Below are 21,996 nucleotides of genomic sequence, written 5' to 3' on the forward strand. Positions count from 1 at the left end.
ACTGGGCGCAAAGATACTGTTTTTTGGCAATAAAATAACCGTGTAAAGCTCTATTTTACAGCGATAAATGAAAAATGGGACATCATTTGTCCCATTTCCTACAAAAAAAGAAAAGTTGATTAATGTACTTTTTAGCTTATTTTTAATTATAAAATGTTACGGTTCGGGTAGTAATACTATTCCTTGCTTTTTCTTTCCGTCCATCTTAGCTGTTATCGGATGTTCAAAGTGTACATGACGCAGGTATTTGGTCTCATGTACAGCAGGTTGCGCATTCAGAAAGTCTTGATTATATACACCGTCATTTATAAACGCGTTGATTGTGAAATAACCGACACCGAAAGAAGTCAGGTTCTGAAAAAAGTGCGTTCCCTGGCTGGGATCGACACGATAGTTTGTCAGCCCGGCTTCTACAATAATACGTGCTGCACTGATATGAGGCCATTTTACAGGAATGCCGAGCCATGTATCGCTACTGCCCCAGCGGCCCGGGCCTATCAGGACGTAGTTCTTTCCTTCGTTCAAGAATTGCTGGTTCAGTTTTTCTATCTCCCAGGCTATTTCCTGATTGTGGGAAGCGCTGTAATCATCAGTTTTTACGTAAATTACATCCTGCAATTCATTCATTATTCCATGTCCCAATGAATTGTTGGAACGGAGCAATAGTTGTTCATCGGGAATGGCTGTAAGGTCTTCATCAAGCATTTCCTTACTATCGACAATCGGACGGATTTGTAACAGATAGAATGTGCCGGTCTTGTCTTTTTCCCGGCTCATGGTAGCTGCGAATTCGATTTCAACAGGGCGGCGCATTTCCTGCTGTCCGTATTTCAATGCCAATTGTAGGATACGGGGCAGTGGGAATACATCATGCTGCAAGATATTGGCAAAGGTGATCACTTTACGCCCACCCGGATATAAACCGTCACGGATTATCTGGTCGTAAGGGTCATAGGTGGAAGCTATATAATTGAGGGAACCGTCTTTCTCAGCCTCTTTAACATGTAATTTCAATAGGTTGAAACCGTCATCAATGGAGAAGTTATGACCGGCATTACGCAGGTCGAGCGCATAAAAACGCGTTTGGGTTTCTTTTAGTGCAATCTCCATCTCGCTGGTTTGCAAGACCTGGTTGGGGTGATAGGGAGAGAAACGAAGTGTCATACCGCCGTCTACAATATATTTACCCAATCCGAGTGCCAGATTGACAATGCCCTCTTCCGCCTTTTCATCTCCGATAGGGTAGTAGTTGAGCGAGCGTGCTACACCCGACATGGATGGATAGTAGCGGTCGCCATACTGATTTCCGACTACCTCTTGCAGGATGACTGCCATTTTTTCCTGGTCGATAACGTTGCTTGTTGCTTGCATATAGGCTTTTGAATCACGGAAATATACAGAAGCGTAAACTCCCTTGATGGCATCGCTGAGCATGCGGAGCATTTCATACTTGTCGTCCAGATAAGGAATCATATAAGTATTGTATATTCCGGCGAAAGGCTGGTAATGCGAATCTTCCAATAGTGAGGAAGAACGGATAGCGATAGGGGATTTTACTACATCAAAGAAAGTGAAAAAGTCCTCAACCAAGCGGTCGGGCAGTTTGGCTTTCAGGAAGTATCGTAAAATCAAATCATCATCCGCATCGGAGAGGGCTATTTGATACAGGTTGTTGGTATCCATGAACTCGTCGAATACATCCGTACAAAGCACTACCGTTTTGGGTATGGCGACGTGGGCATTCTCAAATTCGTCGAATTCCGGATGGTGCTTCACCATATTGTCAATGAATGCCAGGCCACGTCCTTTACCGCCCAATGAGCCGTCGCCAATGCGGGCGAAGTTCGAGTAGCGGTCAAAGCGGTCACGCTTAAAGACAGCCACCACACCCTGATTCTTCATCTTGCGATACTTTACGATTGCCTCAAAAATGATTTTACGGTGGGCATCTACATCCTGAAGACTGTTCCAGGTAATAGGCTTCAAGAACTCGCCAATGGGGAACATGGCACGCGAATAGAGCCAGCGGCTCACATGATTGCGGCTGATATGATAGAGGAACGACTCTGCCGGAACCGCAAAAAGGATGTTTTGGAGTTCTTTCAAGTTTTTGACGCGGGCAATCTCTTCCAGCGTATCGGGATTACGGAAGATGAAGTCGCCGAAACCGAAATTGTCCGATACGATACGTCGCAGGTCTACGTCCATCTTCTTGGAGTTTTTATCGATGAAAGACGCATCATATTTAGCTGCGTACGAAACGTTATCCGATTCGGAAGATTGTATAATCAACGGGACAAACGGATCTTCCTTTCGTATGGCGGCGCATAACTTGATACCGGCAAGCGCGTCTTTTTCACCACGTTCTACACGGGGGAAGCGAACGTCTGTGATAACTCCCAGTATATTGTTTTTGTATTTTTCGTATATGCCGATTGCTTCATTATAGGTACGCGCAAGGACGATTTTAGGGCGTCCTCTCATGCGTAGCGTACGTTGGTGGGCATTCAGCGCTTCGGTAGAAAATTCCTGGCTCTGCTTCAATACGAATTTATAAAGATTGGGCAGGATAGAGGAGTAGAAGCGGATTCCGTCCTCTACCAGAAGAATAATCTGTACGCCCACTTCACTGACGTCATGCTCCAGATTCATTTTGTCCTCAATCAGTTTGATGATGGACACCAGTAAATCGGTATTTCCCAACCAGCAGAAGATATAATCGAACGAACTGAGGTCCTCGTTGGCAATACGTTTGGTAATGCCATGACTGAACGGCGTTAGAATTACCATGGGAATATGCTCGTATCGTCCTTTGATGGTTCGCGCTACGTCAAATCCCTCGTTATCTCCTGTTCCCGGCATACATATGATAAGGTCGTATGGCATGGACGATAGTTGGGCCAGCGCTTCCTCGCAAGTAGATACCTGTGTAAAGCGCGGCGGGTAACGCAGGGAGAGCGAGGTATATTCATTGAAGATTTTTTCGTCGATACGGCCATCGTCTTCCAGCATGAAAGCATCATAAGGGTTGGCGATTAAAAGCACATTGAAGATACGTCGTGTCATGAGGTTTGCAAACTGCGTATCTTTGAAATAGAGCTGATTTAGTTTAAACTTACTAAGCATGTTTTCTCATGGTTTATTAGTTCGGAGGACAAAAGTAGCAATTTAAATGAAGAATGAGGAATGAAGAATGAAGAATTACCTTTGCAAGACACTTGTATGGCGCTGCTCAATTCTGTTTTTGTTATTCTTTATAATTTATGAGATTTGACGTTTTATTATTATTTAATCAAAATATTGCCGTAAAGTTTAGGTGTTTTGAAAAGTTTTCCTATATTTGCAATGTTATTTATTGACATTTTGCTCGAATGATTATTGAATAACGAGGTAAGAACCTTTAAAACGTAATATTATGAATATCGAACGTATCATGTCCTCTTTGGAGGCAAAGCATCCCGGCGAGTCTGAATATCTTCAAGCCGTAAAGGAAGTACTTCTTTCTATCGAAGATATCTACAATCAGCATCCTGAGTTCGAGAAGGCAAAGATTATAGAACGATTGGTTGAACCTGACCGTATTTTTACTTTCCGCGTTACGTGGGTAGATGATAAAGGCGAGGTGCAGACGAACCTCGGTTATCGTGTACAGTTCAATAACGCCATCGGTCCGTACAAAGGCGGTATCCGTTTCCATGCTTCTGTAAATCTCTCTATTCTGAAATTCTTGGGATTTGAACAAACCTTCAAAAATGCGTTGACTACTCTGCCTATGGGGGGTGGTAAAGGTGGTTCCGATTTCTCTCCGCGCGGTAAGAGCGATGCGGAAGTGATGCGTTTCTGCCAGGCTTTCATGCTTGAATTATGGCGTCATCTTGGTCCGGATATGGATGTGCCTGCCGGTGATATCGGTGTGGGCGGCCGTGAAGTGGGTTATATGTTCGGTATGTATAAGAAGCTGACGCGTGAGTTTACGGGAACTTTCACCGGTAAAGGGTTGGAATTCGGCGGCTCATTGATACGTCCTGAAGCAACAGGATTTGGCGGATTGTATTTTGTACATCAGATGTTGGAAACCAAAGGTATCGATATTAAAGGTAAGACGGTTGCCATCTCCGGTTTCGGAAACGTGGCTTGGGGAGCAGCTACCAAAGCTACCCAGTTGGGGGCGAAAGTCATTACCATTTCAGGTCCCGACGGTTATATTTATGACCCGAACGGTATCAGTGGCGAAAAGATAGATTATATGTTGGAGCTTCGTGCATCGGGCAATGATATTGTAGCTCCGTATGCCGATGAATTCCCGGGTTCTACTTTTGTTCCGGGTAAACGTCCGTGGGAAGTGAAAGCCGATATCGCCTTGCCTTGCGCAACGCAGAATGAGCTGAATGGTGAAGACGCACAGCATCTGATTGATAATAAGGTGACTTGCGTAGGTGAAATCTCCAATATGGGATGTACGCCCGAAGCCATCGACCTATTTATCGAAAACAAGATTATGTATGCACCGGGTAAGGCTGTGAATGCGGGCGGTGTGGCTACCAGTGGTTTGGAAATGTCACAGAATGCTATGCATATCAGCTGGAGTGCAGCCGAAGTGGATGAAAAACTTCACGCCATTATGCACGGTATCCATACCCAGTGTGTGAAATACGGAACCGAACCTGACGGTTACATTAACTATGTGAAAGGCGCTAATATTGCCGGTTTCATGAAAGTAGCCCATGCCATGATGGGTCAGGGAATTATCTAAGGAAAAACTTTGTTTAGTTGTATTTGTATTTGTGGTTTGTGCTGCCCCGGCCTGCGAAGGTGTGGGCAGCATCTTTTTTAATGATGGGCGGTTAATGATTAATCACTATTTTTCTTACCTTTGCATTCCAGAATAATAAATAACAAAGAGATGTTACAACCGGAATTGAAATTAAGACGTGATAAGATACGTGTTCTCATGGTGCAGCAGGGCATTGATGCTGCTCTTATCACCTGCAATGTAAACTTAATCTATACGTACGGTCGCGTTGTCAGCGGATATTTATATTTGCCGTTGAATGCTCCTGCGCGTTTGTTCATAAAACGCCCTAATGATATCGAGGGCGAACATATCCATCCTATCCGTAAGCCGGAACAAATTACCGAATTGTTGAAGGAATGTGGTTTGCCTTTGCCTGCTAAGTTGATGCTGGAAGGTGATGAACTATCCTTTACGGAATATAATCGCTTGGCTGCCTGTTTTCCCGAAACAGAGGTTGTGCCTTGCGGTACCGCGTTGATTCGTCAGGCTCGAAGTGTAAAAACTCCGATAGAAATTGAAATGTTCCGCCGTTCCGGAGCTGCCCACACAAAGGCGTACGAACAGATTCCCTCGGTTTATCAGCCGGGAATGACCGACCGTCAGCTATCCATTGAAATAGAACGGTTGATGCGTTTGGAGGGATGTTTGGGGATATTCCGCGTATTCGGACAGAGTATGGAGATTTTTATGGGAAGTCTTTTGGCCGGTGACAATGCGGCGGTTCCCTCTCCGTATGATTTTGCATTGGGCGGTAAAGGGCTCGATCCTTCCTTGCCGGGCGGTGTGAGTGGTACTCTCCTGCAAGCGGGACAGTGCTTTATGGTAGATATGGGTGGAAATTTCTATGGCTATATGGGTGATATGAGCCGTGTATTTTCCATAGGCAGGTTGCCGGAACAGGCATATACCGCGCATCAGACGTGTATAGAAATACAAGAGGAGATTGCGGCGATGGCAAAACCGGGAACTGTTTGTGAAGATATGTACAACAAAGCTATTGAAATAGTAACGAAAGCCGGTTTTGCGGATTACTTTATGGGAGTAGACCAAAAAGCGAAATTCATAGGTCATGGCATTGGTCTGGAAATAAATGAAATGCCCGTACTGGCGCCCCGTATGAAGCAGGAGTTGGAGCCGGGTATGGTCTTTGCTCTGGAACCCAAAATCGTTTTGCCCGGTATAGGTCCTGTCGGAATTGAAAACTCATGGGCTGTAACAACCGATGGTTTGGAGAAACTGACTTTGTGCAAAGAGGAAATCATAGAATTATGATAAACAATAAACAATAAGCGGTTAGCGATTAGTGATAAGTGATTAGCTGACAATTATGCCGTATGGCAATCACTAATCACTAATCACTTATCACTTATCACTTATCATTAATCGCTAACCGCTTATCACTCACTTCACCCTTCTGTTCAATTGGTTATTAGCCTTGGATGGTTTTGATTTACCGATTCTCTTTCCTGTAGGTTTGGCTTTATTGTTCCGATTGGGGTGCGATTGTGTGTTTTTACTCACCTTCATAATATTCACATAGATAATAACGGGCGATAAAGTCCCAATTTTTCTGTAATACTTCTTTGCCGTTGGTAAATGGAAGCTGCACGTCAGGTAATATTCCTTTGAGCATACCGTACTTTATTAAGTCGAACGGGCAGGTTCCCGGACGGCAAAAGAGTTTGTAGCCTTCGGCAGCAGCGCGTTCGGCATTATACATCGGGTTGTGCCCTTCACAAAAATAGGCGGCTACATTATGGGCTATTAGCATGCCTTTGGCATTGGCGTATATTACGAATTCTTTCTTATACTCTAAGTCGGGGAGTAGAGCGGAAGGAGTATCTTCCCATCTCAGGACTTCAACAAAGAATTTGCAGAGTTCTTTATAGGTAGCAAAGTATAGTAAAGATTTGCCACCGCTGTATTCCAGGCAATGTTCAACATCCTTGCTCAATTTTGTTTCAGGAGTGATTTCCGGAAGAGGAGTGGAAGGCATATCTAACAAATCCGGTCCCATTACCCATAAAAATGAAGAGGGTTCTTCGTTGATAGGCGCTTCTTCAAATTCTTCATCCATCAGTTTATAAACTTCTTGAGCCAAATCCAGCAAGTCCTTATCATACGGATCTTGCAATGTGTATTCATCCGGTCCATAGAGTGCGAAGTGGGATTTTAATGTCCACAGTACAAATGCAATATCTTCCGGATTGATTTCATCGGGGATGTAGCTGTCGGATAACCGATAGAAAGGAAGATACGTATTATACAGCGCATAATATGATTCGGTGAATGTTTTCCAACCGCCGGTCTGGGCAATTACATCTTGAAAATACATACAGAGCGAGACCGTGGCGTCTTTTTGCACATAGTCGTTTTCCTTGAACAGAGGAGATTGTTGTACTAGCGGGAAGATACTCGCTGCAAATTTGAGATACCATTGGTCACCGGGTAGCACACGCGTGCGCTCATTGGCGCCCAACCATTGTTTCATGAGAATAGGAACTGGCTTCATTGTTTGTTTGCTTTTAATGTGTGAATAATATGTATGGGGTTATAATCTTTTCAGAGCCAGTTTGATAACCTGTTCTACCGGTGCATTGGCATCTTCCTTTAGGATGGCCATTACTACTTTTTGCGAAGGAGCTTGTGCGAATCCCAACATTGTGAGGGCGGCCACAGCTTCTTCTTGTACTTGCGCATTGGCGGCAGTAAAGGCAGGACCGGTTATATCGGCCGCTCCGGAAACCATTCCACCGGTTTTTATTTTGTCTTTTAAGTCAACTATCACACGCTGGGCTGTTTTTAAACCGATTCCTTTCACCGTTTTCAGCAGATTGGCATTCTCCGTGCTGATAACATTTATCAACTCGGAGGGGGATAAGGCTGAAAGAATCATACGGGCCGTATTGCCACCGATACCTGATACGGAAATCAACAGCAGAAACAACTCACGTTCTTGCTTGTCTGCAAAACCATAAAGGATATATGCATCTTCACGGATAGCTTCATAAATATATAGTTTGCAGCTTTTTTTTCCTTGTATGGCGGCATATGTGTTCAAGGAGATATTTGCGGCATACCCCAAACCGTTACAGTCTATAATTGCGCTTGCCGGACTCAACTCGGCAATTTCACCTTTAATGTATTCTATCATATAATTATTATTCCTATTCTGCGAATGTAGGAATTATTATTGACTTTTAGTCTCTAAAAAAAGAAAAACTCTGTGAAACTTGAAGTCTTCTATACTAAGATATAAATGAAAATGCTTACTTTTGCGCTCATAAAATAGAAAGTTGATAACTAAAATCGGTAAAAAGATGAAAAAAGTAAGAGCAGCCATCGTTGGTTATGGCAATATCGGACATTTTGTACTTGAGGCATTACAAGCGGCTCCTGATTTTGAAATAGCCGGAGTAGTACGTCGTGCGGGGGCGGAGAACCGTCCTGCGGAATTGAGTGAGTATTCCGTTGTGAAAGATATTAAAGAGCTGAAGGATGTGGATGTGGCCATCCTTTGTACTCCTACACGTAGCGTTGAGAAATATGCTAAAGAGATATTGGCGCTTGGAATTCACACGGTAGACAGTTTCGATATTCATACCGGCATTCCGGCATTACGTCGTACCCTGGATACTGAAGCGAAAGCTCATAACACTGTTTCTATTATTTCTGCGGGTTGGGATCCGGGAAGCGATTCCGTTGTACGCACCTTGCTGGAAGCTATTGCGCCGAAGGGAATTACTTATACCAACTTCGGTCCGGGTATGAGTATGGGACATACGGTGGCGGTAAAAGCCATCGAAGGTGTAAAAGCTGCCCTCTCAATGACTATTCCTACCGGTACGGGTATACATCGCCGTATGGTCTACATCGAGCTGAACGACGGTTACGAATTTGAGAAAGTAGCTGCCGCTATCAAGGCCGATCCGTATTTTGTAAATGATGAGACGCATGTGAAACTTGTTCCGAGCGTAGACGCGTTGCTCGATATGGGACATGGTGTAAACCTGACCCGTAAAGGCGTTTCAGGAAAAACGCAGAACCAGTTGTTCGAATTCAATATGCGTATCAATAATCCTGCGCTTACCGCGCAAGTGCTGGTATGTGTGGCGCGTGCCGCAATGCGTCAGCAACCGGGTTGCTATACAATGGTTGAGATTCCGGTTATCGACCTTCTGCCGGGCGACCGCGAGGAGTGGATTGCACACTTGGTATAAGAATATAAAAAAACAGATGATACGTTTATATGAAATGCACCATCTGTCAGTACTGAACACATCATCTGTTTGACCATAACAGACGATGTGTTTTTTTGTATCTTGTTATCAGAAAAAGAACCGGAGTATATCGTTAAAGTTTGCCCAGATTAGCAGGCCGAATAACAGGAACATTCCCACCATTTGTGCACGCTCCATAAACTTATCGCTGGGTTTGCGACGTGCTACAATCTCGTAGATGAGGAACAAAACATGTCCGCCGTCCAATGCCGGAATGGGCAGAATGTTCATGAAAGCGAGTATAATCGAAAGGAATGCCGTCATGTACCAGAACTGATACCAGTCCCATGTTGCAGGGAATATACTACCGATTGTTCCGAAACCGCCAAGTTGCTTGGCGCCCTCTTTAGAGAAAAGATACTTCATCTGGCTGACATACCCTTTCAGCGTATTTACCCCCAAAGTAACTCCGGCAGGAATAGACGAGAAGAAACTATATTCTTTCTTGACAACAGGTAGCAGCTTGTTTGTCTGCAGGGATGCGGCGATGCCGATTTGATATAAAGAATCTGCGGTCAGCGTTACGGTATCCGCTACTCCGGCTCTGACGTAAGTCAGGGTGAGGAGACGGCCGGTACTGTCGTCAGCCGCTTTTTGCCGGTTCTGCATTTCTTCTTTAAAGTCGAAGTAAGCAATATTGCGTCCGTCCAATTGCGTGATACTGTCGCCCGGTTGTAATCCGGCAAGTGCGGCAGGCTGTCCCGGCATAATACTGTCAATGACAAACGGGTAGCGGAATGAAGCGAAGCGAACACTGTCGGCAAGCAGGCGTTCCATCATATCTTCGGGAATGTATACGGATGCTTCCTGTCCGTCACGCAATACGGTAACCTGACGTGCATCGACGATGCTTGTCAGCATATCTCCTCCATAGCGTTCAAAAGGAACGCCGTCGGCGGAAACTAATATATCACCGTCACGGAAGCCGATCGCTTTAGCCGTTTCGTTGAAGTCCATACCCAGCGGAGCTTTCTGCAAAGGTACATATTCGTCTCCCCAGGTAAAGAGTATCATGGAATAGATGAACAACGCCAACAGGAAATTGAACAATACACCGCCTACCATAATCAGCAGACGTTGCCATGCCGGTTTGGCACGGAATTCCCACGGTTGTACAGGCTGTTTCATCTGTTCGGTATCCATGGATTCGTCTATCATACCTGCGATTTTGACATACCCGCCTAAAGGTAACCAACCGATGCCGTATTCTGTTTCACTGTTTTTCGGTTTAAACTTGAACAGAGTGAACCACGGGTCAAAGAATAAACAAAATTTTTCCACTCGTGTCTTAAATAAGCGGGCGAAGAGGAAGTGCCCGCCTTCATGGATTATTACGAGCAATGAAAGGCTCATTATAAGTTGCAGGGCACGGATCAAGAATGTTTCCATCTAATTATTTACTATTTTATTATTTACAATTTAATTTTTAACTATCAGTTCTTTGGCTATTCGTCTGGCTTCTGCGTCAGTTGCTACATAGTCTTCGTAAGTAGGTTTCTGTATAAAAGAGACGCGTGCCATTGTCTTCTCAATGACATCGCTCATGCCGAGGAACGATATTTCGTCCCGTAAGAAAGCGGCTACTACCACTTCATTGGCGGCATTGACGATACATGGCATATTTCCTGCGCGATGCAAGGCTTCGTATGCCAGCGCCAGATTACGGAAACGTTTCGTATCCGGTTGCTCGAATGTCAGGTCTGTACATAGCTTGAAGTCCAGTCGGGGGAAAGACGCTTTCAGGCGTTCCGGATAAGAGAATGCGTATTGAATGGGCAATCGCATATCCGGCATTCCCAACTGTGCTTTTACCGCTCCGTCCTCAAACTGTACCATCGAGTGAATGACGGATTGCGGATGTACCACTACTTCTATCTGGTCGGGGCGTACGCCGAACAGCCATTTTGCTTCAATCACTTCAAAGCCTTTGTTCATCATGGAAGCAGAGTCTATTGTGATTTTGGCTCCCATATCCCAATTGGGGTGTTTCAAAGCCTGTGCTTTGGTTACGGTGGCGAGCTGTTCCATTGTACAAGTGCGGAACGGACCGCCGGAGGCTGTCAGTATAACTTTCTCGATGGGATTGCCTACCTCTCCGGCTAAACACTGGAATACGGCGGAATGTTCGGAATCCACCGGTAGGATAGGAGTGCCGCTGAAACGCGCCAAGTCATTGATGAGTTCGCCTGCTACGACTAATGTTTCCTTGTTGGCGAGGGCTATCACTTTGCGCGCGCGAATGGCGTTCATGGTCGGCTTCAGTCCGGCATAGCCCACCATGGCGGTCAGTACCATGTCGATAGGAGCTTCCGCTACAATTTGGCATAAAGCTTCTTCACCGGCATACACTTTAATCGGCAGGTCGGCAAGCGCGTCTTTCAGTTGTTGATATTTCGTTTCGTTTGCTATTACCACTGCTTCGGGCTTGAACTTGCGAGCCTGGGCAATCAGATCATCTACCCGGTTATTAGCAGTCAGTACATAGGCTTCGTATTGGTCGGGATGTTCCTTTATGACCTGTAATGCCTGTGTACCGATAGAACCGGTAGAGCCAAGTATGGCAATTTGTTTCTTCATCAGTTTTATGATTTCAGATTTATAAATTATACCTTATGTCTTACTTTATATTTTATTTCTCATTCTCAAAATACAATATAAAGTTCCGGATTCACCGCCCTTCCTTTGTGCCACAACTCGAAGTGCAGATGCGGTCCGGTTGTCAGTTGTCCGGTATTTCCTACCAGAGCAATGGCTTCTCCGCCTTTTACGGTATCGCCTTCACGTTTCAACAGAGAACCGCAATGCTTGTAGACGGATACAAAATCCTGATTATGCTGTACTTCTATCAAATAGCCGGTTTCGGCTGTGTAGGTGCTCAGAATGACCGTTCCGTCCAGAGTAGCCAATACGCTTTCTCCCGGATTGGCGACTATATCCGTTCCGAAGTGTTTCTTTTCGGCATTGAAGGGAGATGAAATCATACCGCGGGTGGGACGGTAGAATATCAGTCCGTCTACTTCGGGGCGTGAGGTGATACTTGTCAGGTTGTATTTTTCCGTTTCTTCGTACTGTTTACGGAATTCAGCCTCGCGTTGCGTACGTTCCATGAGTGAATCTTCCCGTACAGTCGTCAGCGAGTCAATGGAATGAACCGTATCGGCTTTTATTCTACCCTGGAAAATATCCTGAATATTCATTATGTACAGGTTCTGTCTGTCCACCAGTTGCTGGAGTGAATCCACACGCAAGGCGTTCTCTACGACCTGTGCGCGAATTTCACTGTTCATATATCCGGGCAGGTAATTGCGCAACGGAGTGAAAGCGACAATCAGAGAGGCGATAAGAAAGAGTACCGTCAGTACGGAAAGCAGTACGGAGATTCCGTTCAGTTTGGACACACGTAATGTGACAATATCCTCGAGGGTATTCTCGTTCGTAATGGTCAGCCTGTATTTGAACTTGATATTACTCCAGAAGGCTTTTCTTCTTTTTTTCTTCTTATTCGCTGTCACTTATAAACTTTTCTATTTATACTTTGAACCTTACACTTTACTGCCTTATTTACACCTCTTCCGTATCGTCCAAAGCGAGTAATCCTTCCGGTAAGTCTACCGTAATAACCTTATGCTTTTGGTCGATGTCCATAATAAAATCTTCCTGTGCCGGAATCAGCAATTCTTCTCCTTTATAATCTACCACGAACAAAGTGTTGATGGTAGAAGTATCTACATCCGTTACTTCACCCAGTTTGCCGTGATGCGTTTCTTCCATACGGAAACCTACGAAGAAATCCCAACTGAGTTCTCCCGGTCCGGCTTCCTCGGCATGTTTCACTGGAAAATAAACCTCAATGTTGGTAAACATCCGTGCGCGTTCCGCCGTATCTACTCCTTCGAGTTTGACGAGAGCCGTGGTGTCTGAGCGAAAACGGTATTCTTCGATAAAGAACGGTACGAATATCCCGTCCAGCAAGCAAATGAGATATTCAGCCTCTACACGGTCGAAAATATCATCCGTAAAGGTGAATGACAATTCTCCGTGAATGCCGTGAGGTTTGTTGAATATACCTATTTTATATACTTCTTCTTTTCGTATCATCTCGTTTTATCGCCTTATCACGTTTATATTCTCGTTATTCTCGCTCCGAGCGCATTCAGCCGTCCTTCTATGTTCTGATATCCCCGGTCTATCTGCTCGATGTTATGAATACGGCTGATACCGTCGGCGCTCATGGCGGCTATCAGCAAAGCGATGCCGGCACGGATATCCGGTGACGTCATATTACCGCCACGCAGTTTGAAGCCGTGATTATGTCCGATTACTACGGCACGGTGCGGGTCGCACAGAATGATTTGCGCTCCCATATCTATCAGTTTATCCACAAAGAAGAGGCGGCTCTCAAACATTTTCTGATGAATCAACACACTGCCTTTTGCCTGTGTGGCGACTACCAGTAATACGCTCAGCAAGTCCGGTGTCAGGCCGGGCCAGGGAGCGTCGGCTATTGTCATGATAGAACCGTCGATAAAGGATTCTATCTGATAGGTGTCCTGTGCAGGTACATGGATATCATCACCCCGTTGTTCCATTTTGATGCCCAAACGCCGGAAACTGTCGGGGATGATACCTAAGTTTTCGTGCGAAACGTTCTTGATGGTTAGCTCGCTTTTCGTCATGGCCGCCATACCGATGAAGCTTCCTACTTCAATCATGTCCGGAAGAATGGTATGGTCTGTTCCATGCAGTTCGTCTACCCCCTCGATGGTGAGCAGATTGGAAGCGATGCCTTCTATTTTTGCGCCCATACGGTTCAGCATCCGGCATAGCTGTTGTATGTAAGGCTCGCAGGCGGCATTGTAAATGGTTGTTTTACCTTTCGCCAGTACAGCCGTCATTACGATATTGGCGGTTCCCGTTACAGATGCTTCGTCCAGCAACATATAGCTTCCCTGCAACTGCCGGGCGGATATTTCGTAGACTTCCCGCCTTTCGTTGTAAACAAAGTCGGCTCCTAAATTCCGTATACCGATGAAATGTGTATCCAAACGGCGGCGTCCTATCTTGTCTCCGCCCGGTTTGGAAATCATAGCCTTGCCAAAGCGCGCTACCATTGGTCCTACGAGCATAACCGAACCGCGCAGGCTGGAGCATCTTTTCAGGAACTCGTCGCTCTCCAAATAGGCAAAATCAACATTGGCCGCTTGAAAGCTGTATGTATCGATGCCTTTTTTCGATACGTTCACTCCCATATCCCGCATCAGTTGAATCAGGTTATTCACGTCCAGAATATCCGGTATGTTGTGCACTGTCACCTCTTCGGCGGTGAGCAGCGTGGCGCAGATAATCTGCAACACCTCGTTCTTCGCTCCTTGAGGATAAATGTCACCGGAAAGGCTGTGTCCGCCTTCTATTACAAATGAGGCCATGGAAGTAGTGGTTAGTGATTAGCGGTTAGTGATTAGCGATTAGTGGTGGAAGGGTGATGTCGTATGGCATTAAAAGCTAATCACTGACCACTAATCGCTAATCGCTTTATTTAGTATTTTCTTTTATTATTTCTATTGTTATTCCTGTTGTTCTGATTATTCATTTTCGGACGATAATTCTGCTCGATCCGTTCAGACATAAGGCGGAGAAGGTTATCGGTCATTTGCAGTTTGCCGTCGGACAGTTCTGCAAGGTCGTCCGCTATTTTGCGGTCGTCGATAGTATCCTTATTCCAGGACATATAGTCTTTCTTCATGTGGTTGCATATCAGTGCAACGAGATTTTGCTTCTCGTCTCCTTCGGGGAAGTCGATGGCTTTCTTAATCAGTACTTCCAAAGTACGGCCGTAGTGGCGGTAACGTATTTTGGTACTGGGATAAGGGACTGTTTCCGGTTTGGTTTTCAAATTATCTTTGCGGATAATTTCGTATGGATAATCAATGTCCAGCTTGAAGTCGGACATGATGGCAAGATGGTCCCAAAGTTTATGCTTGAAATCGGGTACATCACGCAAGTGGGGAAACATATTTCCCATGATGTTGATAATCGTGTTTGCACAACGTTGACGTTCGGAGCGGTTTTCGATTGTCAATGCGTGGTCTACCATGTTTTGGATACTGCGTCCGTATTCGGGCAAAGGCATCCGTTTTTGTTGAGTATTATATTGCATAATCTTTTAGTAATTAACGATTAATGATTAGTGATTAGTGATTAATGATTAGTGTTTAGCGATTAGTAGGCTGCGCTATTATGCCGCATGGCATTAATCACTAATCACTAAACACTCATCACTAAATAAGTTTTTTCGGTTGGCTCGCTACGAACTCTTTCAAATAGAACGGTTCGAAGTAGGCGACGTCTTTAAAATCTTCTTCGGCTATTGCCTTTTCCGCCAGTGGAAACATCATGCTTGCCAGTGGACGGATACCGTCGATGAAATGCGCATTGGGATGGACTATCTTTTCTTTGCATTTGGCCGCACCGTCACCGAAGAAGTAGACGGGGGACTTATCCAAGAACTCCCGGTATGAGTTTTCATCTACAATGTCCGCTGCTATGTCACGTACGGGTTTCAGTGCGCGGTCGTACACGGCGGCGTACACTTCCATGCGCCGGGCGTCAATCATAGGGCACAGCAATGCATCTTCCGGTAAATCGTCGTGATAAAGCAACACCGGCACGCATTGCACCTTCAGGGTAGGAAGGCCGATGAGAGGCAGGTTCCGGCCATAACAAACGCCTTTCGCCATGGATACACCGATGCGTAATCCTGTGTACGAACCGGGGCCGCAACTTACGGCAACGGCATCCAGCGGCATGGCATGGCTGTCGGCAAACGACAACGCCTCGTCCACGAATACTCCCAATGATACTGCGTGTGAAGGACCGTTCAGGTCTTCTTTTTTGAAAACGTTCTGCCCGTCTTCGCTCACAGCTACGGAGCAGGCTGAAGTGGACGTTTCAATGTGCAAGATACATGACATAACTTCTATTCTGAATTTTATTGTGGCAAATTTACGTGATTTGTTTCGATTACACAAGTTGTTTGTAGGAAAGCTTGGTTTGACATTTGCTCAAAGAATTCTCAATGAATGCAATAAATAATCATTGAGAATAGCTATCTTTGTCGGATATTTTGGAGAAGAGTTACGGGCGAGAGAGATTTACGCGGATTGTAACTCTTTGATAATTAGCTAAGAAAATAAAATTATACTGTTATGATACAATCTATGACAGGCTATGGCAAAGCAACTGCCGAATTGCCCGATAAGAAAATCAATGTTGAAATTAAGTCGCTCAACAGCAAAGCTATGGATTTGTCTGCCCGTATCGCTCCGCTTTACAGGGAAAAGGAAATGGAAATCCGCAATGAAATATCCAGGATGCTGGAACGCGGCAAGGTCGATTTCAGCCTTTGGATTGAAAAGAAAGATGCGGAACAACTGGCCACTCCTATCAACCAGGAGTTGGTAGAGGCGTACTATAAGCGGATTAAGGAGATTTCCGCGTCTGCCGGTATCCCCGAACCTGCCGATTGGTTTGCTACACTGCTTCGTATGCCGGACGTAATGACGAAGAATGAAACGCAGGAATTGAGTGACGAGGAGTGGGCGGTGGCTCACGTAGCGGTAGAAGAGGCTATCGGGCATCTGATAGATTTCCGCAAGCAGGAAGGCGCGGCGTTGGAGAAGAAGTTCCGTGAGAAAATCGGGAATATAGCCCGGTTGCTTGAGTCGGTCGCCCCGTACGAGCAGGAACGGGTAGGAAAGGTCAAAGACCGTATCACGGATGCCCTTGAAAAGACATTGAGCGTAGATTATGATAAGAACCGTTTGGAACAGGAACTTATCTACTATATTGAGAAACTTGATGTCAATGAAGAGAAGCAACGTCTTTCCAATCATCTGAAATACTTTATCAGCACGCTCGAGAGCGGCAGCGGACAAGGCAAGAAGTTAGGCTTTATCGCGCAGGAGATGGGACGCGAAATCAATACTTTGGGCAGTAAATCCAATCACGCTGAAATGCAGAAGATTGTAGTGCAGATGAAAGATGAGTTGGAGCAGATTAAGGAACAAGTCCTGAATGTGATGTAAGGAACAAGTCCCGAATATTCATGCAGCGTATTAAATAGTAAATTGTCAATCGTCAAATAGCAAATACCATAGATGGGTAAACTGATTATATTTTCCGCCCCCTCCGGTTCGGGCAAGTCCACAATTATCAACTATCTGCTGACGCAGAACCTGAACCTGGCTTTTTCTATCTCCGCAACCAGCCGTCCGCCACGCGGCGCCGAACGGAATGGTGTGGAATATTTCTTCCTCGCTCCTGAAGAGTTCCGGAGCCGCATCGCCAATGATGAGTTTCTGGAATACGAAGAAGTGTATCAGGACCGCTTTTACGGAACGCTGAAAGCGCAGGTGGAAAAGCAGTTGGCGGCCGGACAGAATGTTGTATTCGACGTAGATGTAGTGGGCGGTTGTAATATCAAGAAATTCTACGGAGAGCGTGCCTTGTCCGTTTTTATCCAGCCGCCCTCGGTGGAAGAACTGCGGAAGCGTTTGGTAGGCCGCGGCACGGATGCTCCCGAAGTAATTGAGAGCCGTGTGGCGAAAGCCGAATACGAACTGGGTTTCGCGCCGAAGTTCGATACGGTGATTGTGAACGATGATTTGGAGACGGCTAAAGCGGAAGCTTTAAAAGTAATAACTCAATTCTTGAACCGATGAAGCGGACAAAAATCAAAAAGCTATCGCCGAGAGCCAATAAGCTCCTGTTAGTCCTGAATATCGTTCTGTTCCTGGGAGCTATTGTTTTGGCTATATTGAATGTCGACCTGAAGGAATACACTCCGACCGCAGCCATGCTTATCGTGATGTTCATAAGCGGCGTAAATATTTACGGCTGTTGGAAGCGTCTGAAAGGAGAACTTTGATAGCATAGTCTCCGGCATTTTTTAATTCTCAATTCTTAATTTTCAATTTACCAAGTGAATATAGGTATTTTCAGCGGTTCGTTCAATCCGGTACATATCGGACATCTGGCTCTTGCCAATTATCTTTGTGAATACGAAGGGTTGGACGAGGTTTGGTTTATGGTGACACCGCATAATCCGCTGAAAGAAGAAGTTTCTCTGATGAGCGATGAGCTTCGCCTGAAGCTGGTGCGGCTTGCCATCGAGGGGTATCCCAAGTTCCGGGCTTCCGATTTCGAGTTTCATCTGCCGCGCCCGTCTTATACCGTCCATACGCTTGATAAATTGAAACAGGCTTACCCGCAGGATACTTTCCACCTTATCATAGGTTCTGATAACTGGGCGCTCTTTTCCCGCTGGTATCAGTCGGAGCGTATTCTTGCGGAAAACTTTATTCTTATTTATCCCCGTCCCGGTTATGCGGTGGACGGGAATACTTTACCTCAAAATGTAAAACTGGCCTCTTCGCCCACATTCGAAATAAGTTCTACCTTTATCCGCCAGGCGATGGAAGAGGGCAGGGACGTGCGCTATTTCCTGCATCCGGCTGTCTATGAAGCGTTGAGACAAACTAATCTGTAAAATAAATGAATAACTTAGAGAATTCGCAGGCGCCTTACAACTTCGGTGTATGTGCCTCTGCCGATTGTACGAAACGCTTTACCTGCCTGCGCTATATAGCCTTGCGGAACGCTTCCCCGCAATATCCGTTCCTGCCTACGCTTAGTCCCCGGAAGTTGGAGTCGATGAAAGGAGAGTGCGAATATTACCGTCCGAATACGCCGGTGCGCTACGCCCGCGGTTTCACCCGGGTGGCAGAGTTGCTGACGGTTCGGGTGGCGGGCACATTCCGCTTGCGGCTTATTTCCTACTTCGGGCGTAAGAACTATTACCTCGCCCGTAAAGGGGAATACCTTATTGACCCTACGGCCCAGCAGTACATTGTCAGCCAGGCGGAAGCTCTCGGCCTGCGGCTTGATGACTACTTCGACGAGTACGTAGAACGGTATGACTGGTGGGGATAGCCGGCTGAAATGCAGCGTAATGTGGCTGCCCCATGGCGGGAACTCCGGTTTCCTTAAAGGGAAACGTCAGTTTCCTACGGTAGAAACTTCGGTTTCCCTGCTTGGAAATTCGGGTTTCCTTTAAGGGGAACGGGCGTTTCCATTAGGGAAACAGCCGTCTTCTCCGGTGGAAACGGAAATACGCCTTATTCAAGGCATTCGTCGAGGTCGCGTATAATCTGCTCTTTGTCCATGTGCTGTCCTATGAAGACTATCTTCTGCATACGGTCTCCGTACTTATCATCCCAGTCACGCATCAGGCCGGGTTCCTGACGCATTAATTCAATCAGGTCTTCTTCGGGTGCTGTGGCATACCACAAGCCGGCTTCGGTCAGTTGCTTCTGGGCGCCTGCCTGTTCAAAGAGGTAGGACATGTCGCGGTTGTGGCTGAAATAGCATACGCCTTTGGCACGGATGATGTTGCGGCTCCATCTGGTGGCGATGAAGTGGTCGAATTTGTGAATGTCGAATGCCGGACGGCGGTAGTAAACGAAAGTGCCGATGCCGTACTCTTCCACTTCGCCCCCTTCGTGATGGTGATGATGGTGTCCGTGCGCTTCGTGACGGTGCTCGTGTTCTTCGTGAGGATGCGCATGCCCGTCTTCATGGTGGCGGTGATGTCCGTGCGCTTCTTTCTCTTCCTCTTCGGTGGCCTGTTTCTCTATTCCGCGAATCCATTCCGCCGAAGTAGCCACCCGTTCAAAGTCGAACATGCCTGTATGGATAATCTTCTTTAAATTCACATCCGCGTAATTGCATTCGATGATTTCGGCCGCGGGTTGCAGGGTACGTATGATCAGCTTGATGCGTTCCAGCTCTTCGGGCTTTACTTCCGTCGCCTTGTTCAGAAGAATGATATTACAGAATTCAATCTGCCGGATGATAAGATTTTCAATGTCTTCTTCGTCAATCCCTTTCCGGGTAAGGTCGTCGCCGCAGGAGAATTCGCTTTGCAGGCGCAGGGCGTCCACTACGGTAGTGATGCAGTCCAAGCGGCAGATGCCATACTTGGTGTACATGCCGCCCAGGCGGGGAATGGAGCAGATGGTCTGCGCGATGGGTTCCGGTTCGCAGATGCCGCTGGCTTCGATGACGATATAATCGAAACGCTCCATCCGCATGATTTCGCCTATTTGCTCTATCAAGTCCGTTTTCAGCGTACAACAGATGCAACCGTTTTGAAGCGCAACGAGGCTTTCGTCTTTCTTGCCCACAACGCCGCCTTTTTGGATGAGGTCTGCATCGATGTTTACCTCGCCTATGTCATTGACGATAACCGCGAATCTGATACCTTGTTTATTGGCGAGAATATGGTTTACCAAGGTCGTTTTGCCACTGCCCAGATAACCGGTAAGGAGTAGTACGGGAATTTCTTTTGTTGTCATATCGTTTTGAAATCTCTTTTAACGGGGAGTAAATGTAGACAATATTATTAAATAAAAAAATAGAGGCGGGGAACATTGTATCTTCCCGCCTCTGTTTTATTATACTATGGCTGTCTGTTCTTACAGAATACCTTGTGCCATCATGGCTTTGGCTACTTTCATGAATCCGGCAACGTTAGCTCCCTTCACATAGTTCACGTAACCGTTCTCTTCCGTACCGTATTGCACGCAAGCGGCGTGGATATTCTTCATGATGCTTTTCAGCTTCTCGTCTACTTCTTCGGAGCTCCAACCCAGTTTGATGGAGTTCTGAGTCATTTCCAGACCCGATACCGATACACCGCCGGCGTTGGCCGCCTTACCCGGAGCATACAGAATCTTGGCTTCCTGGAATACTTTGATGGCTTCGGGAGTAGAAGGCATGTTGGCGCCTTCGGATACCGCCATTACACCGTTGGCGATAAGTTTTCTGGCATCGTCACCGTTGATTTCATTCTGAGTGGCGGACGGCAAGGCAATATCCGCTTTTTCACTCCAGGGACGTGCGCCTTCTACGTATTTAACGCCCGGATATTGCTCTGCATATTCGCGGATACGTCCACGGTAGAGGTTCTTCAACTCCATGATGTAATCCAGTTTTTCACGGTCGATACCTGCGGGGTCGTATATGTAACCGTCGGAGTCGGACATCGTTAAAACTTTACCGCCCATTTCCAATACTTTCTCGGCAGTGTACTGGGCTACGTTACCCGAACCGGAAATCAGACAGGTCTTACCTTTAAGGTCTGTGCCTTTGGTTTTCAGCATTTCCAGCAAGAAGTAGATGTTACCGTAACCCGTAGCTTCCGGACGGATCAGCGAACCGCCGAATTCGCGGCCTTTTCCTGTAAATGTTCCGGTAAACTCGTGGGTCAGCTTCTTGTACATACCGAACATGAAACCTACTTCACGGCCGCCTACACCGATGTCACCGGCGGGAACGTCAGTCTCGGGACCGATGTGACGCCACAGTTCCAGCATGAAAGCCTGAACGAAGCGCATAACCTCTGCGTTTGACTTGCCGCGCGGAGAGAAGTCCGAACCGCCTTTACCGCCACCCATAGGCAGGGTAGTCAGTGAGTTTTTGAAAGTCTGTTCGAAAGCAAGGAATTTCAGAATGGACAGGTTCACGGAAGCGTGGAAGCGGATACCGCCTTTGTACGGACCGATGGCGTTGTTGTGCTGTACACGGTAACCCATGTTGGTTTGTACGTTACCCTTGTCATCCACCCAAGTAACACGGAATTGGTAAACGCGATCGGGGATGCAAAGACGTTCAATCAGATTGGCTTTGTCAAACTCCGGATGTTTGTTGTACTCTTCTTCAATGGTAGAAAGAACTTCTTCTACTGCCTGATGATACTCCGGTTCGTTGGGGAACCGTCTTTTCAAATCTTCTAATACCTTAGCTGCATTCATAATCTATTTCTTTAAATTGGTTACATATTTGTGTTATAAAGTGGTGATG

At 46.2% G+C, this 21,996-nt stretch carries 20 protein-coding genes; 8 read left to right on the top strand and 12 right to left on the bottom strand.

The annotated features are described in order from the left end of the window. Positions 1–156: 156 nt before the first annotated feature. Positions 157–3,126 (bottom strand): PEP/pyruvate-binding domain-containing protein, encoded by a 2,970-nt coding sequence (locus tag BUB52_RS02015; protein ID WP_009123246.1) that lies wholly within the window; start codon positions 3,124–3,126, stop codon positions 157–159. Between the two features lie 289 nt (positions 3,127–3,415). Between BUB52_RS02015 and gdhA the strand changes: the two genes are divergently transcribed. Continuing rightward, the gene (gene gdhA / locus BUB52_RS02020; protein ID WP_009123247.1) at positions 3,416–4,753 is read left to right on the top strand and encodes an NADP-specific glutamate dehydrogenase; all 1,338 of its coding nucleotides are present in this window, start codon (positions 3,416–3,418) and stop codon (positions 4,751–4,753) included. 150 nt (positions 4,754–4,903) lie between these two features. Further along, positions 4,904–6,067: a M24 family metallopeptidase gene (locus BUB52_RS02025; protein ID WP_009123248.1), complete on the top strand. Its 1,164-nt coding sequence runs from the start codon at positions 4,904–4,906 to the stop codon at positions 6,065–6,067. Between the two features lie 241 nt (positions 6,068–6,308). Here BUB52_RS02025 and BUB52_RS02030 read toward each other — a convergent pair whose 3' ends face one another. After that, positions 6,309–7,307, bottom strand: a complete 999-nt coding sequence (locus tag BUB52_RS02030) for a DUF3843 family protein (protein WP_009123249.1) — start codon at positions 7,305–7,307, stop codon at positions 6,309–6,311. A gap of 39 nt (positions 7,308–7,346) precedes the next feature. Further along, positions 7,347–7,949 carry a Holliday junction branch migration protein RuvA gene (gene ruvA, locus BUB52_RS02035; protein WP_009123250.1) on the bottom strand — a complete coding sequence of 201 codons (603 nt, stop codon included), beginning with the start codon at positions 7,947–7,949 and terminating at the stop codon, positions 7,347–7,349. 166 nt (positions 7,950–8,115) lie between these two features. Between ruvA and BUB52_RS02040 the strand changes: the two genes are divergently transcribed. Next, a complete protein-coding gene (locus BUB52_RS02040) occupies positions 8,116–9,015 on the top strand; it encodes a diaminopimelate dehydrogenase (protein ID WP_009123251.1) in 900 nt (299 codons plus the stop codon). 108 nt (positions 9,016–9,123) lie between these two features. On the opposite strand, the gene rseP is transcribed toward BUB52_RS02040, so the two are convergent. The 7 genes from rseP to tsaB form a co-directional block, all read right to left on the bottom strand. Further along, positions 9,124–10,464 (bottom strand): RIP metalloprotease RseP, encoded by a 1,341-nt coding sequence (rseP, locus tag BUB52_RS02045; protein WP_009123252.1) that lies wholly within the window; start codon positions 10,462–10,464, stop codon positions 9,124–9,126. A gap of 30 nt (positions 10,465–10,494) precedes the next feature. Next, positions 10,495–11,652 (bottom strand): 1-deoxy-D-xylulose-5-phosphate reductoisomerase, encoded by a 1,158-nt coding sequence (locus BUB52_RS02050; protein ID WP_009123253.1) that lies wholly within the window; start codon positions 11,650–11,652, stop codon positions 10,495–10,497. Between the two features lie 65 nt (positions 11,653–11,717). Then, a complete protein-coding gene (locus BUB52_RS02055; protein WP_009123254.1) occupies positions 11,718–12,587 on the bottom strand; it encodes a M23 family metallopeptidase in 870 nt (289 codons plus the stop codon). Between the two features lie 49 nt (positions 12,588–12,636). Beyond that, a complete protein-coding gene (rimM, locus tag BUB52_RS02060; RefSeq protein ID WP_009123255.1) occupies positions 12,637–13,173 on the bottom strand; it encodes a ribosome maturation factor RimM in 537 nt (178 codons plus the stop codon). 23 nt (positions 13,174–13,196) lie between these two features. Further along, on the bottom strand, positions 13,197–14,501 hold the full coding sequence (gene murA, locus BUB52_RS02065; protein WP_009123256.1) for a UDP-N-acetylglucosamine 1-carboxyvinyltransferase: 1,305 nt from the start codon (positions 14,499–14,501) through the stop codon (positions 13,197–13,199). Positions 14,502–14,611: 110 nt separating this feature from the next. Beyond that, a complete protein-coding gene (locus tag BUB52_RS02070; protein ID WP_009123257.1) occupies positions 14,612–15,232 on the bottom strand; it encodes a DUF4290 domain-containing protein in 621 nt (206 codons plus the stop codon). 121 nt (positions 15,233–15,353) lie between these two features. Next, a complete protein-coding gene (gene tsaB / locus BUB52_RS02075) occupies positions 15,354–16,046 on the bottom strand; it encodes a tRNA (adenosine(37)-N6)-threonylcarbamoyltransferase complex dimerization subunit type 1 TsaB (protein ID WP_022219009.1) in 693 nt (230 codons plus the stop codon). 234 nt (positions 16,047–16,280) lie between these two features. Between tsaB and BUB52_RS02080 the strand changes: the two genes are divergently transcribed. From BUB52_RS02080 to BUB52_RS02100, 5 genes are all read left to right on the top strand, one after another. Continuing rightward, on the top strand, positions 16,281–17,159 hold the full coding sequence (locus BUB52_RS02080) for a YicC/YloC family endoribonuclease (RefSeq protein WP_009123260.1): 879 nt from the start codon (positions 16,281–16,283) through the stop codon (positions 17,157–17,159). Between the two features lie 72 nt (positions 17,160–17,231). Further along, positions 17,232–17,795 carry a guanylate kinase gene (gmk, locus tag BUB52_RS02085; RefSeq protein ID WP_009123261.1) on the top strand — a complete coding sequence of 188 codons (564 nt, stop codon included), beginning with the start codon at positions 17,232–17,234 and terminating at the stop codon, positions 17,793–17,795. Further along, complete coding sequence (locus BUB52_RS02090; RefSeq protein WP_009123262.1) at positions 17,792–18,001, top strand: hypothetical protein; 210 nt, start codon at positions 17,792–17,794, stop codon at positions 17,999–18,001. Before gmk ends, BUB52_RS02090 begins: the two co-directional genes overlap by 4 nt. A 54-nt stretch (positions 18,002–18,055) precedes the next feature. After that, positions 18,056–18,622 (top strand): nicotinate (nicotinamide) nucleotide adenylyltransferase, encoded by a 567-nt coding sequence (gene nadD / locus BUB52_RS02095; RefSeq protein ID WP_009123263.1) that lies wholly within the window; start codon positions 18,056–18,058, stop codon positions 18,620–18,622. A 5-nt stretch (positions 18,623–18,627) separates the two neighbouring features. After that, positions 18,628–19,065: a DUF6078 family protein gene (locus BUB52_RS02100; RefSeq protein WP_039951136.1), complete on the top strand. Its 438-nt coding sequence runs from the start codon at positions 18,628–18,630 to the stop codon at positions 19,063–19,065. Positions 19,066–19,250: 185 nt separating this feature from the next. Here the strand turns inward: BUB52_RS02100 and BUB52_RS02105 are convergent, their stop codons facing one another. Both BUB52_RS02105 and BUB52_RS02110 read right to left on the bottom strand, forming a co-directional pair. Further along, positions 19,251–20,489, bottom strand: a complete 1,239-nt coding sequence (locus BUB52_RS02105; protein WP_009123265.1) for a GTP-binding protein — start codon at positions 20,487–20,489, stop codon at positions 19,251–19,253. 120 nt (positions 20,490–20,609) lie between these two features. Further along, positions 20,610–21,947, bottom strand: coding sequence for an NADP-specific glutamate dehydrogenase (locus BUB52_RS02110; RefSeq protein WP_009123266.1), 1,338 nt, complete (start codon positions 21,945–21,947; stop codon positions 20,610–20,612). Positions 21,948–21,996 lie beyond the last annotated feature (49 nt).

The sequence above is a fragment of the Bacteroides clarus YIT 12056 genome, assembly GCF_900129655.1.
GTDB lineage: Bacteria > Bacteroidota > Bacteroidia > Bacteroidales > Bacteroidaceae > Bacteroides > Bacteroides clarus.